The organism is Candidatus Margulisiibacteriota bacterium (genome assembly GCA_028715625.1).
Taxonomy (GTDB): Bacteria; Margulisbacteria; Riflemargulisbacteria; order GWF2-35-9; family GWF2-35-9; genus JAQURL01.
Genome location: JAQURL010000007.1, coordinates 40,497 through 59,337 on the forward strand (window position 1 = coordinate 40,497; position 18,841 = coordinate 59,337).

At 36.3% G+C, this 18,841-nt stretch carries 9 protein-coding genes; 7 read left to right on the plus strand and 2 right to left on the minus strand.

Annotated features, from left to right (window positions below):
- Nucleotides 1–4: 4 nt before the first annotated feature.
- Nucleotides 5–862 (minus strand): SLBB domain-containing protein, encoded by an 858-nt coding sequence (locus PHV30_02130; protein MDD5455812.1) that lies wholly within the window; start codon nucleotides 860–862, stop codon nucleotides 5–7.
- A gap of 218 nt (nucleotides 863–1,080) precedes the next feature.
- On the opposite strand from PHV30_02130, the gene PHV30_02135 reads away from it, so the two are divergent.
- Nucleotides 1,081–1,203 carry a hypothetical protein gene (locus PHV30_02135; protein ID MDD5455813.1) on the plus strand — a complete coding sequence of 41 codons (123 nt, stop codon included), beginning with the start codon at nucleotides 1,081–1,083 and terminating at the stop codon, nucleotides 1,201–1,203.
- Nucleotides 1,204–1,210: 7 nt separating this feature from the next.
- On the opposite strand, the gene PHV30_02140 is transcribed toward PHV30_02135, so the two are convergent.
- Nucleotides 1,211–3,028 carry a HAMP domain-containing sensor histidine kinase gene (locus tag PHV30_02140; GenBank protein ID MDD5455814.1) on the minus strand — a complete coding sequence of 606 codons (1,818 nt, stop codon included), beginning with the start codon at nucleotides 3,026–3,028 and terminating at the stop codon, nucleotides 1,211–1,213.
- 160 nt (nucleotides 3,029–3,188) lie between these two features.
- Between PHV30_02140 and PHV30_02145 the strand changes: the two genes are divergently transcribed.
- From PHV30_02145 to PHV30_02170, 6 genes are all read left to right on the plus strand, one after another.
- Nucleotides 3,189–3,446 carry a hypothetical protein gene (locus PHV30_02145; GenBank protein ID MDD5455815.1) on the plus strand — a complete coding sequence of 86 codons (258 nt, stop codon included), beginning with the start codon at nucleotides 3,189–3,191 and terminating at the stop codon, nucleotides 3,444–3,446.
- 9 nt (nucleotides 3,447–3,455) lie between these two features.
- On the plus strand, nucleotides 3,456–4,031 hold the full coding sequence (locus tag PHV30_02150; protein MDD5455816.1) for a rubrerythrin family protein: 576 nt from the start codon (nucleotides 3,456–3,458) through the stop codon (nucleotides 4,029–4,031).
- 115 nt (nucleotides 4,032–4,146) lie between these two features.
- Complete coding sequence (locus tag PHV30_02155) at nucleotides 4,147–4,527, plus strand: desulfoferrodoxin (GenBank protein MDD5455817.1); 381 nt, start codon at nucleotides 4,147–4,149, stop codon at nucleotides 4,525–4,527.
- Entirely contained in the window at nucleotides 4,524–5,039 is a 516-nt protein-coding gene (locus PHV30_02160; GenBank protein MDD5455818.1) for a ferritin, read from the plus strand. Before PHV30_02155 ends, PHV30_02160 begins: the two co-directional genes overlap by 4 nt.
- Nucleotides 5,040–5,041: 2 nt before the next feature.
- Nucleotides 5,042–5,752, plus strand: a complete 711-nt coding sequence (locus tag PHV30_02165; protein ID MDD5455819.1) for a rubredoxin — start codon at nucleotides 5,042–5,044, stop codon at nucleotides 5,750–5,752.
- Nucleotides 5,753–5,916: 164 nt separating this feature from the next.
- A partial coding sequence (locus PHV30_02170) for a hypothetical protein (GenBank protein ID MDD5455820.1) occupies nucleotides 5,917–18,841 on the plus strand: 12,925 nt, incomplete at its 3' end.

Consider the following 18,841-nt stretch of genomic DNA (forward strand, 5'->3'; position numbering starts at 1 on the left):
TTCCTTATTCCGTGTTGGTATTGCGGATAACATCAACAACATTCTTCGGATAATAGAAGGTATCCCGCAGATTCTGCATCTGCCGCAGGATGAATTCCCAATTGCCGATAAATCCTTTGGGTACAAAAACAATACTGCCGGCGTTTACTCGAACATCGGAGACTGGCAAACGAAGTTGAGGATTTACTTTTACGACCTGGATCTCTTTCTCTGTTTTAGCATCGGAAATAAGCCCAATCTCGTCGCCGGCATATTGTGTAAGGCCGCCCGCCTGAGCAACATAATCCAGCAACGTAGCTCCCTCAACATAAGTGAACGCTCCCGGAGCCTTGACTTCACCCAGTATATAAACTTTATTTACCCTGCTGTTCACAATTACGATATCTTCCTGTTGCAACGAGATGTTAGACGAAACGTTATTCTGTAGCGATTCGATGAGATTTACGGGAATTGCCTGTTGTCCTCTTTTCACCGTAATATAATTTTTGTCGGCGATTTCCGTAAAACCTCCGGCTTCATGGATTAAAAAAAGGATTTTTTTTGCTGCATCATCGCTGTCTGTTACATAATATACACCGGGATAAAAAACCTGGCCCAGAACATAAATAGGGATTTTTTTTGCTGTGACCAAAGAAATTACTATATAAGGATTGGTAAAATAATCGGTATATTTTTTGACGAGTTCCTGCCGGAAGTCTTCGATGCTTTTGTTTTGCGCGTTAACAAGCCCCAGATTGGGTAACTCAATAAATCCACTGAGAGATACTTCATCGGTGGTTTTATTCTTGTATAATTTCTCCAGCGCTCCATTGTCTTTTATAGAGTAAATGTAAATATCCAGTTTGTCTCCGGGGCCCAGCATATATTTGTCCGTGACGCCAAAACTGAAGGCAAACAAGAAAAACAAAACAATAAATATGTGTTTAATAGTATCCCCCAACAACATAATTGATTTATTAAAGTATAACAAAAAAAATACAATAACTATAAGACTATAACAAAAATTATTAGGTTTTTGTTATGTTTAATTCCGGCAAAAACTGGGAATATTATTCTTAAACCTAGGATAAGGGGGTAAAAATGAGCAAAAAAAACCTGTTAGCCAAGGATCAATTGAACCCGCGTATAAAAAACAGTCAGTATGATATTGAGAAGCAAATTATCAACCGGAACTTAAAACTGAAGTTATTGCTGGATATTTAGTGCGAGGTTAGGGGATATTCTCATCTCCGTCAATTGGCAGCAATACGCTGAATGTACTGCCTTTACCCGCACCCTCACTGAAAGCTGAAATAGAGCCACCATGTTTTTCTACAAATGATTTGCAGATATATAATCCTAATCCTGTTCCTTTTACCTGTATTCCTACTGCCTCGGAATGTTTTTGAAATTTTCCAAAGAGTTTTTCCTGGACCATCTGGTTCATACCGATCCCTGTATCGATGATATTAATTTTAAGCATGTCATTTTCTGTTTTCATGGTAACAGTAATGCTTCCTTCTTTAGTAAATTTCAGGGCGTTGGATATCAGGTTTGTCAAAACCCTGGTTAAAGCGTGAGCATCACCGTTAATTAAAGGTACATCGTCAGGATTAATGTTGGCCTTTAATTCAACCTGACTGTTCAGCAAAACAGCTTGAAACGATGATATAGCTTTATGGGCAATATCAACCATAGATATCTTTTCTTTTTTAATAGTAAAGTTTCGAGATTCAATTTCTCGAAATTCCATGATTGTATTAATCATAAGTTCCATATTTTTGATTTCTGAAATACCAATGCCAAGTTTGTAGGAAATCATTTTTATTTTTTCAATAAGCTTGGGAATATTGGCATCATTTTCCATGAGGGCTTCAAAATAGGGCAGTAAAGTTTTATCTATTACAGCTCTGACCTGCTGAATAAATCCTCCGACAACCATAGAAGGGCTTCTTAAATCATGCACAATAATGCTGCTGAAATGTTTCTGGGCTTCATTGGCCTGGTGGGCCTGGCGTAAGGCTATTTTGAGCGAGTTTTTTTCCTTTTCATCTTTTCGGAATTCTTTATTGATGTCGATGATGTCAAATATCGCGTTTTTCAAAGTACGAAAGTTATCAATGGGGTCAACTAATGTCGGACCGATAAGCATAAGGATCATCTGATGGTTTTCAGTTTCGTCAATTTTCAGAAAACAACTGGATGTACATTCGGACGGTTTAAAGTTCTTTTCTTCTATGTCATAAAGAAATTGTTTTTTAAATTTCGGGTGAAGTCCTCTATTGCTGATAAAAAGACCGATTCTGTTATTTCTGTTTCCCGGTTCGCAGAACACATGTTCAATTTCACTATATTTTTTCTGATTGGTTAACGATAAGGGTTTTATTTTATTGTTAACTATATCTTCAAAATATTTTTTGTCCTGTCTGGCAGGTCTGGGCTTTTTATAAAGTTTGCCCGCCTGCAGATTCACCTGATCGACCATCTCCCATTCACCGGTTGCTTTGTCTACCAGATATATCGCGCCCCTAAATGAAGAATGAAATTTTAATTGTTGTTGCTCATCAATGGCAATGAAGCAATCACTTATATTAACAATTTCAGTCAAATAGCCTTTAGCCAGATGTTCCTGGTCGGTGATGGACTGCCGGCTTATTCGTCTTAGCTTGATTTCGGTTTGTTTTAGTTTCGCGGACATAAACGCATGATATTTTTCCAAAATACTATCCACAACATTTTCCTGGAAAAAATCCAGGACATCCTGTATCGTCTGTTCAGAATATCCCTGCCTGAAACTAAATTTAAGGATATGCGAGTCGCCGAACCAAACCGCATTCTGAATGTTTTCAGAAGTGGTTCCATCTTTTTTTGCGCAGGAAATTTTAATGCCTACTGAACAAAGATATTGTCTTAGCTGTTTGTAAAAATATATATATGATTGAGCAGTTACATTTGAATTCTGCTGTTTTTTCAGATGGGTAATTGTTTTGCTCAGACTTTGATAATCCGCGATAATTTGTAATTGTAAAGAAACAGTTTTTTTAAACATAATATACTCCACTAAAAGCCATTATTATTATCGGCAGCAAAAAGATAAAATTGCAGATTATTGCAGTTTTTAAAAAAATTGTTTGAATTAAGGGGTTTAAATGTATTATGATAAGCACACCTATGAACTGAGTATCCTTATGTAAGAAAGGAGTTAAGTTATGGAGAATGAATTATTTATGGGAAAAAATAAAAGAGAAGAAAATATTTCTAATAAATCAGGAAAGGATATTCAGCCCAATGAAAAAAAGGTTATTGAGAATCCCGACTTACAGATAAAAAAAGACGAAAAATTCAGCAGTTATAAATTGGCCGAGTTTGAGCTGTTAAGAATAAAAGAACAACTCTTGACATCAAATGACAGCAAACAGGTAGACCATAGAAAGCTTGCGTCTATTATTCAAAGATTAATGGTATAGGAGAATATAATGAAAAGTATAAAAGGCACACAGACAGAACAAAATTTACTTACGGCTTTCGCGGGAGAATCGCAGGCAAGAAATCGTTATACTTATTTTTCCAGCCAGGCCAGAAAAGAGGGTTTTATTCAAATTTCGCTGATATTTGAAGAAACCGCAAACCAGGAAAAGGAACACGCCAAACGGTTTTTTAAATTTTTAGAAGGTGGAGAAGCCCAGATAATCGGAACATTCCCGGCGGGTATAATAGGAAAAACAGCGGATAACTTAAAAGCAGCTGCTGCGGGCGAGGATTATGAATGGGGCACTATGTACCCGGGTTTTGCTGAAGTTGCCAGAAAAGAGGGCTTTGATATCGTGGCTAAAGCTTTCGAGGCAATTTCCATAGCCGAAAAACAGCATGGCAAACGTTACAAGGAACTGGCTGCCAATATAGAAAACGGTGCAGTTTTTAAAAAATCTGACAGCTTAAAATGGCGTTGTCTGAACTGCGGATATATACATGAAGGCAAGGAAGCTCCGGAAGCTTGCCCTGCATGTTTACATCCTAAAGATTATTTCGAGATGCTGGGTGAGAACTGGTAAAAAATACAGAAAACGAAATTTTTTCGTTTTCTGTGCTCAGAGCTCAGAGCTCGGTGCATAGGATCTCGGGGCTCTGAATTGAGGGACTTTATTAAATATAGAGAGGGGCGTAAAAATGGCAGAATTTCAAGGTGTTTATAAATGTGAATTGTGCGGAAATATTGTTGAGGTATTACATTCAGGGAACGGAGAACTTGTTTGCTGCGGGCAACCGATGGTTATGTTAAAAGAAAATTCTGTCGATGCTGCTAGGGAAAAACATGTCCCTGTTATAGAAAAAATTGCTGAAGGTTATAAAGTAAAGATAGGCAGTATCCCTCATCCGATGGAAGAGAAACATTATATAGAATGGATAGAGCTTTTGGCAGACGGCAAAGCATACCGTCAATACCTAAAGCCCGGACAAGCTCCTGAGGCTTTGTTTTGTGTTGAAGCCAAACAAATTACGGCCAGAGAATATTGTAATCTGCATGGTTTATGGAGGGCAGAACAATGATAGATAAAAAAATTCAGAAAGCAATAAACGAACAGATTAATGCTGAAATGTACTCTGCATATCTTTATTTATCAATGGCAGCTTATTTTGATCATAATAATTTAAAAGGATTTTCAAGCTGGATGCGTGTGCAGGCTATGGAAGAACTCACTCATGCCAAACGTTTTTATGCCTTTCTCGTTGATAGAGGAGGCAGAGTCAAGCTTGCTGCCATTGATACCCCACCAGCAGAGTGGAATAACCCTCTGGATGTTTTTACGGAAGCGGCCAAACATGAACAAAAAGTGACTAAACTTATAAACGGTTTGGTGGATATGGCTATAGAGCTTCACGATCATGCTGCCAACACGTTTCTGCAGTGGTTTGTCAACGAGCAGGTGGAAGAAGAGGCTTCTGTTGAAGAGGTAATACAAAGCCTAAAGCTTGTTGATAACCAAGCCAGCGGTTGGTTCCTGATAGACAAGGATTTGGCTGCGAGAACTTTTATACCTCCAATAGGAGTAACTATATAATTATGGCAGAAATTCAACGAGAAGTTCTGAATGACATTAGTTACGGCATGTATATTGTCAGCTCGCAGAAAGAAGGCCGTTATAATGCGCAAATAGCCAATGTTGTGTTTCAGGTAACTTCCGAGCCCATACAACTAGCCCTATGTATCAACAAAAAAAATTTAACTCATGAATATATTGAAAGCAGCGGAATGTTCGGCATATCAATCCTGGAGGAAGCAGCGGATATGCCTTTTATTGGTCATTTCGGCTTCAGGTCAGGCCGTGAGATGGATAAGTTTGAGAAAGTAAATAAATTAATTACGGCTAATAATGTTCCTTTGGTAACTGATTTCGCAATCAGTGTTTTGGAAGGCAAGGTTCTAAAACAGATAGATGCTGCAAGCCATACATTATTTATGGGAGAGATTGTTTTTTCCAGAAAACTGAAGAGTGCCAGGAGCATGACCTATGCTTATTACCATGAAATCAAAAAAGGCAAAACAGCCGTAAATGCTCCAACTTATATTAGCCCGGAAACAAAAAATATTGTAAATAAAGGAGGAATGAATATGAAAAAATATGTATGCGGAGTGTGCGGTTATATTTATGATCCGGCGGTAGGAGACCCTGATCACGGGGTTCAGCCAGGAACTGCTTTTGAGAGTTTGCCTGACAACTGGACCTGCCCTGTATGTGGTGTAAGTAAGGACCAGTTTAATCCGGAAGAATAAAAGCCTAGTATTTACAAGCATTTCAGCCTCGAAATGTTTAAAAGGATATTCTACAGGGAATATTTTTTTATAAGTTATTAATTTGGGGATAATTTTCCCCGATTCTCTTAATTTTAAATAAAATTTTTAGTACAATTAAAACAGATTAATTACAGGGGATATTTTTGCGGTTAACAAAGTGGAATTTTAATTTGAAAAATAAAAGCATTGCTTTCTTTAAATCTTTTTTAGTTGCAGGCATTTTAATCGGTTCTTTGGTTTTTGCGGACAATCCTCCGACTGAACCTACTCAGCTTAACGTTAGAGGTCTTATTAATCCTACTTCTTTGACTCCTAATTATGTAAATTTTTCAGCCAGATATAATGATCTTGATGCAAATGATAGCTGCAAATCATATCGCATCCAGATAGCACCCGGACAAACATTTAATCCGGCCATGGTCCTTTGGGATAGCGGGACAGTAAATGTCACGGGAATATTATCAGCAAATACTCAAAGCGCGCTATTGGATTTTTCACCATCCGATTTGCAATGGTGTGTTACATATAGCTGGCGTATAAGATTTATTGATAATCAAAACAATATCGGGCCCTGGAGCACCGAAAATGTATTTTTTCGTTACAGCGAGGAAATAAAACCTTCATTTCAGGTAGATATTTCTACAGAGGATTATGACAAATGGTATAAAACAACCGCCAACTGGATGAGCTATATTACGATTAATTTTTGGGATAGCGGAGGGTCCAGCCTCAATGCTGCCTATTTTGAGTATCCGAATGTTCAACAGACACTAATGCCCGGTGTCTTTAACTTTTTAAATATGACCGCTCATTTTGCTGTAATTTTTGCAGCGCTAAATGAAGGCAAAAATACAATAAGCATAGGTGTTAGCGACAATGCCGGCAACTTTGTGAGTTCTTCGGTTTTTTATATTGAGAAAGACACAGAACTGCCGAGTATGAATATTTCAGAAAATTTTTCATCTACATATTTCACCGATTGGCAAACAGCGAATGTCGGTTTCTACGATGTAATCAGCGTAAATTTTTCAGATTTTTCGGGATCGCATCTGCGAAATATTTATTACGGGGTTTCTTCAAACGGACAGCTTATCTGGACGTCTATAACCACGAATCTTAATCAGAATGTATATAACAGTTTATGGGGCATACCATGGAATCAGTTTAGTGAAGGGACAAATGAAATTTATGTGTCAGCGAACGATTATGCTGCGAATAGTCGTTCATTATATCTGGCATCAGTCAAACGTGATTCTGTAGCACCTCAGGTTATAAATAATGTTGATAGCGGAATTTATGTAAATAAATGGTATAACTGGTTTGATCAGTCCATAAATATAGATTTTGTCGATACCCAGTCCATGATCCAGAATATAGACTACCTGGTTTCATATAATAATCAATTTCAAAATTCGGTTGTAATAACCAGAAATTATTCGAAAATACAATATCAGGATGATTTTTCTATTAATTTTAACTCACTGACAAACGGTGTTAACGAAATTTATGTGTCAGTGAATGATTATGCAGGCAATAAAGTTTTACAAAAAGCATTTTATCTGCAAAAAGATATTTCCGTACCTATTATACAGAACAATGAGAATTCAGAAGATGTTAAATTTAAACAGTGGTACAAAGCACAGGTTAGCTGGATGCAAAACATTGATGTTGATTTTAAAGACGAGCAATTTTCCAAACTAAAAAACGTTAAATACGAAATTCAAAACAACATAAACGGTGCCCGAGTTATTTCTGATAATTTAAATATATCTTCCTATAATTATAATTGGGGAATACAGTGGAACGACACTATCTCCGGGACAAATAATGTTTATGTATCGGCTGAAGATAACGCAGGGAACCAGACCAGTCAATATGTTTTTACTTTTATAAAAGATGATCAGCCCCCCCAAATAGCTAATGATATGGGTGACCCCAATGTTTTATTGGCCTGGTATAACAAAGAACCGGCCTGGTTAAGTGATATCAGCATACATTTTTATGATCCGAATTCAGGTATAAACAATATAGAATATGCGATCTCTAATAATTCGGGGATTAACTGGCATGATATTTCCCGTAATGTAAAACAAAATACTTATTTAAATAATTGGGGTATAAGCTGGAATAACTTAGTTGAAGGATACAACAGTATAATTATTTCGGTAGATGATATTATTACCAATTCTTATACACAGCTGTATTTTACTTTTTATAAGGATACAAATTCTCCCAATTATAATTGTCAGGAAAATTCGACGGACGCAAAATTTTTGTCCTGGTATCATGAGGCACCGGCATGGCTGCCCAGCATAAACGTTACCTTCGTTGATGTCGGCTATTCAAAATTAAAAGATATAACCTACATGGTTTCAAACGGGACGCTGACAACCGGGGTAATAAGCAACGCGACAAATCAGGACGCGTACAATACCAAATGGCCGATTGACTGGAGTTTGTTAAAAACAGGAACAAATAATATTATAGTTTCCTTTAATGATAATGCCGGGAATAATCGGACAAGTCCGGTTTTATTTTCGATTAAAAAAGACCCACTTATTCCTTCATACAGTTGCACGGAAATTTCCAGCGATCCCAAATTTGCCAAATGGTATTCGAATTTTCCAAACTGGATACAATCTATAACTTATACTTTTTATGATGAAGGTTTCTCTCACTTAAAAGATATATCCTATATTATTTCCAATAATTATACCGGAATTCACGAACACTTATTAACAAGTAATTTGGGTAAAGACACATATAGTAAAACTCTTAACGATGTTTTATGGAACTGGATGGACAATGGTGTGAATGAATATGTAGTTTCTTTTAATGATAATGCCGGGAATACAAAAAATAGTGTTTCCTTTATTATCCTTAAAGATGTACTGCCTCCCTGCTATATTAATGATGAAACAGCAGATTTCAATAAATGGTACAATACAAGCCCGGAATGGATGAATCATATCAGCGGGAACTTTGTTGACAGCGGAGATTCCAAACTGAATTATGTCGGCTTTCTGGTCAGTAATGGAGAAAGCGGAGTTTTTTACAGGGATATTTCCACGAATCTTAATTTAGCATCTTATAATAATAACTGGTCTATAAGTTTTAATGAGTTGGACAATGGAGTAAACAACATTTTTGTTGTTATTTCGGATAATGCTGAAAATTTAGTTAATACTCAAATATTCGCAATCAGAAAAGATATCTTAGTTCCTTCATTCGCTAATAATATCAGTTATTCAAATGTGTGGGAAAATACACCACCTTCCTGGATATCATCCGTAGACATTGATTTTTTTGATGAGGGACATTCATTATTAAACAATCTCGATTACATAATTTCAGCAAACGGTTATCAAAAGACAATAACAATTGCGCATCAGGTGAACGCATATAGTTATCAGAATAACTGGAATATCAGCTGGAATGATTTGGTAAACGGGACTAATGAAATATGGATATCATTTAACGATAATGCCGACAACCGGACTTTAACCAAGGCCATAGAAGTCTGGAAAGATGTATTGAACCCGTCAATTGATAACAAAATGATCTTGCCCGTGGCTACATATAATAAATGGTATAACTTTAAACCTGCCTGGGCAGACGCCGTGAGTGTGAATTTTTATGATGAAGGTGGATCAAGACTAAAAAATGCCTTCTATGAAGTGGCAAACGGAAGTTCAATAAACTGGTATTTGATCAGCGACCCCATTAATAATAATACTTTAAATCAAACCTGGATTATATCATGGGATGTTTTGTACAACGGTACCAATAACATTTATGCCCGGGTATCGGATAATGCTAAAAACGGCAATGTTTCCTCTCTGCTCTTCTGGATAAAAAAAGATATCATTCCTCCGATTATTTCTTGTAACGAAATATCAATCGATGAAAAATTTTCACCCTGGTATAAGGATGCTCCGGAGTGGCTGAATAATATAGATGTCGATTTTGAGGATTACGGATTTTCGAATATCGGAAGTATTTATTATATTGTGGACAGTGTATCCGGTTCTGCTCGTTATACGATTACAAATAATGTTTCTTTAACCAGCTATTATTCTACCTGGGCTATTTCCTGGAATACATTGGCCAATTGTACCAATAGTATCAGAGTAGCCGTAAGCGATAATGCCGGGAACGGTGTGATAAGCGATGTTCTGTTTTATATTAAAAAGGATACAATTCCTCCGACATACTCCAATTTGCTTTCAAATGTAACGACCGCATCATGGTTAAATAAAGCCCCCTCCTGGTTTTCAGATATTCAAACACAATTTTATGATCAGGACCTGTCCCGATTACAAGATTGCCAATATATCATTCTTTATGATGATTACAGTACCAATGAACACCCTTTTTCGATAACCAATAATCCGAATTTGGTTACTATGAACAGCCCTTGGATGATAAATTTTGATTCTTTAGCCGAAGGTTACAACGAAGTTATGGTGAAAGCCATTGATAATGCAGGCAATACCGTTCAATCACCTACATTTGCTGCTATCAAAAAGGATACCATAGCTCCCTATATCATTAACAATGTACCTGCCGATAACCAATGGAATAATTCTGTGCCCGGCTGGTTGTCCGACCTGGATGTAAAATTTGAGGATACAGGTGATGAAGGTAAAATTTCCAATATAAAAGATATCGTTTACAAGATAAAAGCCAATGGTGAATTTATTCAGGAAGTTACCCTGACCAATAATTTGAATCAAAAATATTATACCACCTCATGGAATATAACCTGGAGCCAGATTACAAATGGTGCCAATGAAGTCTATATTTCAATTAACGACTATGCTACCAACGAACGTTTGGATAAAATATTCACTCTTAAAAAAGATACAATAGCGCCATCATATAATTGCCGTGTCAGCGCTGATTTCAATCTCTGGTACAAAGAAAAAGCAACCTGGATGTGGAACCTGGATATAGATTTCTATGATACAGGGAATTCAAAACTGAAATATATTTACTATGGAATCTCAGCAAATAATACGACTAATTATTACCTGATTGAAAGTTCGCCTTTAAACCAGGATGAATATACCCCCAGTTGGAGTTTAAATTGGGATTATTTGGATGAGGGTACATCCGATATTTTGGTGAAAGGCTTTGATTATGCCCAAAACATGGTAACAAGCCCGGTTCTCTTTCATATAAGAAAAGATTCCTTGCTGCCATCTTATAATCTGCTGGAAGATCCATCAGCCGGCAAGTTTAATACATGGTATGGGCCTGACCCGGGTTTGTTTGAAACTATAAATATTCAAATATTTGATCAGGGATATTCAGGTTTGCAGGATATAGCGTTTTTAGTGTCGGGTAATAATACTATTAAAGAATATGTTATAACCTCCAATTTAGGTGGGTTATCTATAACAATCAACAGTTTTTCTATTTCCTGGAATTTATTGGATCAGGGAATAAATCAAATCAAACTACGTATTACCGATAACGCCGGAAATTGTTTACAGACCCCAATACTTTTTCATATATTAAAAGATACCACGGTTCCCAGCGCCAATAATAATGGCAATTATGGCTTTAATCACTGGTACTGCACATCTCCCAGCTGGTTAAGCGCTGTTGATGTAAGCTTTTATGATAATGAAGGATCGAAACTGAGCAATGTGTATTACGGTATAGTTACAGAATCAACCAAGTGGGTAGAGATTGCGCATGCTATTGATATGAATGTTTATAACTTTAAGTGGCCCATTCTCTGGACGGATTTAATTAACGGTACCAATGATATCAAGGTTGCCGCTAAAGATAATGCCGGGAACAGCTTCACGTCCAATGTTTTATTTCAGATATTGAAAGATGAAATTCTGCCAACTTTTACCTCCTTAATAGTTGTTCCGGTAGTCAGCCAGAATAAATGGTACAACTATTTCCCCGATTGGTTAAATACTTTAAATGTAAATTGTTATGATCTTGATTATTCCAATATTAAAAAAATAGAATCCGGCGTTAACAGCACCTGGTATGTTATTACGGACAATGTGAGGATTCCACAATATCTGGATGCGATCAAAGTATCTCAAAATTATTTGGTCAACGGACAGAATGACTTAAAAGTGCGAATCACTGATTTGGCGGGCAATCAGACCGAAAGCCAGACGTTGGCTTATTTCAGATTGGACAGGGTTGCTCCTACCATCAATATCGGCACACCGATTAATGCCAGCAGCCAGAATGCTTGGTATTGCGCTGCGCCAAACTGGTTATCTGATCTGGATATTGATTTTACCGATTTGCTTTATTCAAATTTGTATAAAGCTGAATATCTTGTGTCCAGCAGTCAGCAAGAATTAAATCCGGTTTTAATAACCCAAAACAGTAATGGTATGATGGGATTTTATGACAAGTGGGCTGTTAACTGGAACTCATTAACCAATGATTATAATGACATATTTGTTCGCCTGGAGGATATAGCCGGAAATGTTACAACTACCAATAGTTTATTCCATATAAAAAAAGATGTAATTCCACCTACATATAATGTCGTGTTCATTCCCTCGGTGGCCAGTCAGGCTATGTGGTATAACTATCAACCATCCTGGCTTACAGAGATTAACGTCCAGGTGTTTGATACCAAGTATTCTTTATTAAAAAAAGTTGATTACGGAGTAAGTACCGTAAATGGAAATACATCCTGGAAAAACGTTACCACAAACAATCAGGGCACACCGACTTATGACAAGATTACCACAATGGACTGGAATTTATTGGCAGACGGAACCAATAATATATTGTTCAGGGCAGAGGACAACGCTGGCAATCGCACAACAATCGATAGCTTATTTTTTGTAAAAAAAGATATAACCAATCCTACATATCAATTCAATATGAACATTCCGTCTGTCAGTCAAAATAGCTGGTACTGCGCTCTTCCGGCCTGGGCTCTGCAAATAAGCGCAAATTTTTTCGACAACATATCAAATTTGCTCAAGGTTGAATATTGCGTTAACAATCAGGATGTAATAACAACAAATATCATAACCCAGAATGTTAATGGTATAGCTACTTTTAACGCCTTATTTCCCATCAACTGGGATTCTTTGAGTGACGGTATAAATAATATTTATTTCCGCGCTCAGGATCGGGCCAATAATGTTTTAATTACCAATTTTATGTTTGTTATCCGGAAGGATACCCGATTGCCATCTTATAATGTAATTAGCGATATTCCTGCCATTAGCCAGAATAGATGGTATAACTATTTGCCGGATTGGGCCCAGTCAATAGAAATTAACTTTATCGATCAGGATTATTCTCATTTGCGTCAGATTGATTACGGTCTGATTAACGCCAGCGGAAATATCAAGTATATTACGATTACAAAAAATGATGACGGGTTGGAAACATATACAGAACCATTTGCAGTAAGCTGGAACCAGGTAGAGAACGGAACAAATAGTATAATCGTCAGGCTTGAGGACAGGGCAGGAAATATCGTTACCAGCAACAGTTTGTTTGTACTCAAAAGAGATTCGGTAATCCCAAGTTATAATACAGTTAGCCCAATACCACAGGTGAGCCAGAATATATGGTATAACAGACTGCCGAATTGGGCACAGTCTTTGAATTATACATTTTCCGACGAGTTTTATTCTCATTTGAAGCAGATTAGATATTATATTATTACAACAAATCCCGAATTGTCCGTCTGGGATAATATTACATCCAATGTTAACGGTGATCCTTTTTATTCATATACGTGGAGCGTCAGCTGGAATAAATGCGCGGATACAACAAACAATATCTATCTTTATGTAGAAGATAATGCCCAAAACATTATCACTTCCGATAAACAATTTATCTTAAAAAAAGATACGATTAAGCCGGTTATAATAAATAATGAAGTTAATACCTTCCAGAACTGGACAAGAACAAGCAGTGATAAATTGGGAGATATAGGAGTTTTCTTTAAAGATACATTATCCCACTTGAAAGATATTAAATATGTTATAACCAACCTGGGCAATACAACAACCACCGCTATCCTGATGGAGAACGGTAATATTGAGGAATATACTACAAGCTGGTCCATAAAATGGAGTGATCTGGGCGGAGGACTTAATACAGTAAATGTTTTTGTTACGGATAACGCCGGCAATACTAATAATCAGCTGGTATTTGTTATAAAGAGAGATGATAAATACCCGGAAATTATTAATAATTTAGTATTATCTGCCGATGCTCTGAATATGTGGTATAGCGAGGCTCCGGCCTGGATAAACGGTGTGGATGTGGATTTCAGAGATAACGACTCTTTATTAGATGATATTTACTATATGGTCTCATACAACGGCCAGATACAGAATATTGTTTTAATTAGTCAGAACGTTAATTCAGCCAATTATACAAAAAACTGGCAAATTTCCTGGAGTTTACTGGTTTCCAAAGACATAAACGATATTTATGTAATGGTTAGTGACAATTGTGGCTGGGTTACCCAGTCTCTATTATTTACCTTGAAGAAAGATTTTATAAGTCCTCATCTCGATAACCATGAAAATTCTCAAAATATAACATTCAATACATGGTATAACCAGGATAAAGGGCAGTTTAATAATCTGCAGATTTTCTTCTATGATGCAGGCAGCGGTCTGAATGATATAAATTATGGTTTGGCTACGAATAACACTACCATATACTGGTATCCGCTGGTATCTAACTATGGTTATTTAACATATAATTCCGGAGTAAATGTGAGCTGGAACAATTTGAATGAAGGTGTGAATAATTTATTTGTATCTTTTAATGACTACGCTTTGAATACAGTCACTTTGAATTTGGTTATACCCTTACGTAAAGATATTACAACACCTGATTATTTTGATAACGGGGGCAGGGATGTTATTTGGCATAATACGGCACCGTCCTGGCTCAGCCAACCGGGCATTGAATTTCATGACAGAGGTGGTTCAGGTTTAAGGAGTATTTTTTATCAAACAATCCAGAATAGCAACACTGTTAACATATCGACGATATCCGACAACATACCGGCCGCATCATTGAATGATTATTTGAATAACTGGAATATCAGCTGGGATCAACTTGCGAACGGCACCAATGATATAAAGTTCATAATCAAAGACAATGCCACAAACGTAAATACAACCGACATAATATTCTCTATCCTTAAAGATGAAATAATTCCTTCCTATTCCTCTCATGAAAACCCGAGTAGTCCTGATTTTCAGATTTGGTATAGCTTAAAATACAAACCGGATTTTCTTAATCATATATATGTAGATTTTAGTGATGAAGGAGGTTCTCTGCTACAAAACCTTCAGTATGTGGTATCAAATAACAATCAGGTATATTCGTATAAAATCAGCTATAACGTGGTACAAAAAATATATACTAATAACTGGCCTATCAACTGGCCTGATTTGAAAGACGGAACTAACGATATTACCATTAAAATTACCGACAGGGCCAATAACCTGACTACAAGCAACAAACTATTCACAATTTATAAAGATGATATTCCGCCCAGCTATAACAATATGGAAAACAGTAATTTTGGTGTGTGGTACAGCAATGTAAATTATCCAACCTGGATCGAACATATAAGTGTAACTTTTAATGACACAGGATATTCAGGCCTGAACAACATATATTACGGTGTGAAAAATAAAACCGGTTTGTCCTGGTATTTTATAACGGGCAATTTGGTAAGCAAAGAGCAATTTAACACTCCCTGGGCTATTGACTGGTTAACTTTGACCAACGGGGTAAATGAAATTTATGTCAGTTTCAATGACCGCGCCAGAAATCAAACCTCAAGTTCTGTTCTTTTCCAGATACTGAAGGATATTATTCCACCGTCGGCCAACAATAATCAGGTGAGCAGTTTTGATGTCTGGTATAATTATAAGCCAGCCTGGATGAGCCAGATAAATGCCAATTTTTATGATACCGGATCAAGTAATTTAAAAGAAATAGGGTACGGCATTTTATATGATAACCAGCTTTATAATTCCTTTACTATTTCCAGCGACATGAACAGCGAAGTTTATACAAAAAACTGGGACATTAACTGGAATGCATTAAATGAAGGGACAAGCGATGTGATTGTTATGGCCACAGATAACGCCTATAACTCATTTATCAGCAATACGTTTTTCCACATACTAAAGGATACTTTGTCACCGACTATTGATGACCATGAAAATTTAAGCCATGGGGCAATGGACCAATGGTATGGTGTTCAACCGGAATGGAGCAAACATCTTAGTATCAATTTTGTTGACCGAGGATTTTCTGGGCTTGTAACAATTTCTTATGTTATATCTGACAATGGACATACACCGCTTCCACAGTATTTGTCGACCACCTTGCAGGGTACTACTTATAATCAACTCTGGCAGGTATCATGGCCATCCTTATATGAGGGTACAAACAATATAAACATTCTATTGTCCGATCGGGCAGGAAACCAGTCAACTTTTAACAATTTGTTTTATATAAGAAAGGATATCTCAACTCCATACCTGATAAACAATTTTGCGTTTGATGATAGTAAATGGTATAAGGATGAACCTCTGGTAATCAGGGCCGTAAACATAAATTTCTATGACACATATTCGGGATTGAATTCTGTTCATTATATTATTTCCGATAATAACGGATTAAGGGAAAAAACTATAAGTGACAATGTAAATGGCGGTAATATTTACGAACTGCCCTGGTTGATATCCTGGAATATCCTGGAAAATGGTATTAATGATATTTATGTGTCAGCTAATGATAAGCTGGATCATTTACTTTACAGTTATGTATTTAAGATCAAGAAAGATATAACTCCACCTTACTTCATAAATTTCGGCAATCCTGATTTGGTCAAATGGTATAACGAAAAACCGCTCTGGATGCAGGAAGTTAACGTTGAATTTTACGATCAGGGTGGTTCCTTTATCAAAGATATTTTTTACGTGGTTTCCAATAACGGGACAATTATCAGCAGCGATATAATCAAATCCGGGTGGAACGCTCCAACGTATTCAAGCGGATTTGATATTAAATGGGAAAACCTGGATAACGGTATCAATTCCATTATTATCAGCATGAATGATAACGCCGCAAATACAACATATAACACGTTATTTAATATCAAAAAGGATATTATCTATCCAGAATTTATTGTCAAATCCAGCCCAACATCTTCTAATATATGGTATGCGAACGCGCCTTCCTGGTTTAATGCTGTTAATATTGAATTTTCCGATAGTGGTGGTTCACAGCTTAAACAAATAAAATATGGCTTATCAATAAATAACGCTATTTATTATTGGGAAATAATTACCGATAACAGATCCATTCCATCTTATAATAAGCTTTTTAATATTAACTGGGGGAAAGTTACAGAAGGTGTGAATGACATTATTATTTATGTGGAAGACAACGCCGGAAACATTGTTAGTCAAAAAATCGGTTACGTAAAAAAAGATACTTCGGTGCCACGAATAAATAATAATTCTTACGATCTGGTTCGTTTTAATAGTGAGGTAAAGGGCAGGGGTTTATATAATTTTAACATTACTTTCCTCGATGACATCAAGGGTTCTCCGCTAAATGATATTCAATATATTATTTCTCATAATAATATAAAAGATTATAGGTATATTACGCAGAACTATAATTTATTCAGCTACACCAATACCTGGAATATTCCCTGGCAGGTCGTATCCGACGGCTACAGTGAAGTTTATCTTTCTTTAAATGACCTGGCCAATAATTTGGGATATTATTATGCGTTTCAGATAATCAAAGACGATTTGCCCCCGGTTGTAATTAATAATGATGACAAGCAAAAATATAATGTCTGGTTGAATAATACATATAAACCTGCGGAACTGGACAGTTTAAATATATATTTTGTAGACAGTGGGAATGCTAACGTCAATTCCAAGCTGAACGACATATATTACTGCATTTCCAATAATATGTTTGTAACCTGGAACATTATAACTATAAATTATTTACAAAATACTTATAATTACGGATGGCGGCTGAGTTGGGAAACTTTAATCAATGGGACCAATGATATTTATGTGTCGGCTAACGATTTTGCCTATAATACAACTTCTATATCTCTATTCACTATTAAAAAAGATACCGTATCGCCCGATTATATAAATCATGAACCTGACTATAATGATGGAAAATTTAAGACATGGTATGGCTCTACACCATCTTGGCTGGCTTCGATGGATGTCAGTTTTAAAGATGACGGTTATTCGGGTCTGAACTCAATTTATTATGGAATATTAAATACCCAAAACAGTTTTTCAATTCAATGGCAGGGTATTTCCAATGATTGCAGGGGAAGCCCAAGTTACAACCTGAAATGGGCCATACCATGGAACACATTAACCAACGGTGTTAGCGAGATATATATTTCCCTGAATGATCTCGCCAGAAATAACAGATTGTCCAACGTATTATTCTCGATAAGAAAAGATATTATTCCACCTTATTATATAAATCATGAAAATCCGGCAAGTGTCACTTTTAATCAATGGTACGGTTCAGACAAATTACTATATCTGGACGTAGACTTTTTTGATGAGGGATTTTCCAAATTAAAAACAATTCAATATGGTATATCCAATAATAATAGCCTGAAATGGTTTAGTTTATATAACGAGGTCAGTCAAAACAATATGGTTACTGACTGGACTATTAATTGGAATAATTGTACGCAAGGAGTTAATGAGATTTACGTCTCATTCAACGATTTTGCCAATAATACTACGACAAGCGGAATATTGTTCACTATAAAAATAGACAAAACACCGCCTTCATATAATTCGCATGTCACACCCAATTGGCTTTTTAATTATTACAATTTAAAAGGGATAAATGAAGTCGGTCCATATGATGTAGATTTTTCCGATTCAGGTTTTTCGCATTTAAAAATGGCCTGGTACGGAATATCCTGCAATGGAGATATACAGTGGTATCCAATAACTTCGAATTATATCAGTGCTGATGCTTATAATGTAGACTGGTTTATATCGTATGATG

Bases quoted from the DNA above. Each gene is read 5' to 3' on its own strand.
- PHV30_02130 (MDD5455812.1), bottom strand. From the start codon at position 862: ATGCTGGGCCCCGGAGACAAACTGGATATTTACATTTACTCTATAAAA.
- PHV30_02135 (MDD5455813.1), top strand. From the start codon at position 1,081: ATGAGCAAAAAAAACCTGTTAGCCAAGGATCAATTGAACCCGCGTATA.
- PHV30_02140 (MDD5455814.1), bottom strand. From the start codon at position 3,028: ATGTTTAAAAAAACTGTTTCTTTACAATTACAAATTATCGCGGATTAT.
- PHV30_02145 (MDD5455815.1), top strand. From the start codon at position 3,189: ATGGAGAATGAATTATTTATGGGAAAAAATAAAAGAGAAGAAAATATT.
- PHV30_02150 (MDD5455816.1), top strand. From the start codon at position 3,456: ATGAAAAGTATAAAAGGCACACAGACAGAACAAAATTTACTTACGGCT.
- PHV30_02155 (MDD5455817.1), top strand. From the start codon at position 4,147: ATGGCAGAATTTCAAGGTGTTTATAAATGTGAATTGTGCGGAAATATT.
- PHV30_02160 (MDD5455818.1), top strand. From the start codon at position 4,524: ATGATAGATAAAAAAATTCAGAAAGCAATAAACGAACAGATTAATGCT.
- PHV30_02165 (MDD5455819.1), top strand. From the start codon at position 5,042: ATGGCAGAAATTCAACGAGAAGTTCTGAATGACATTAGTTACGGCATG.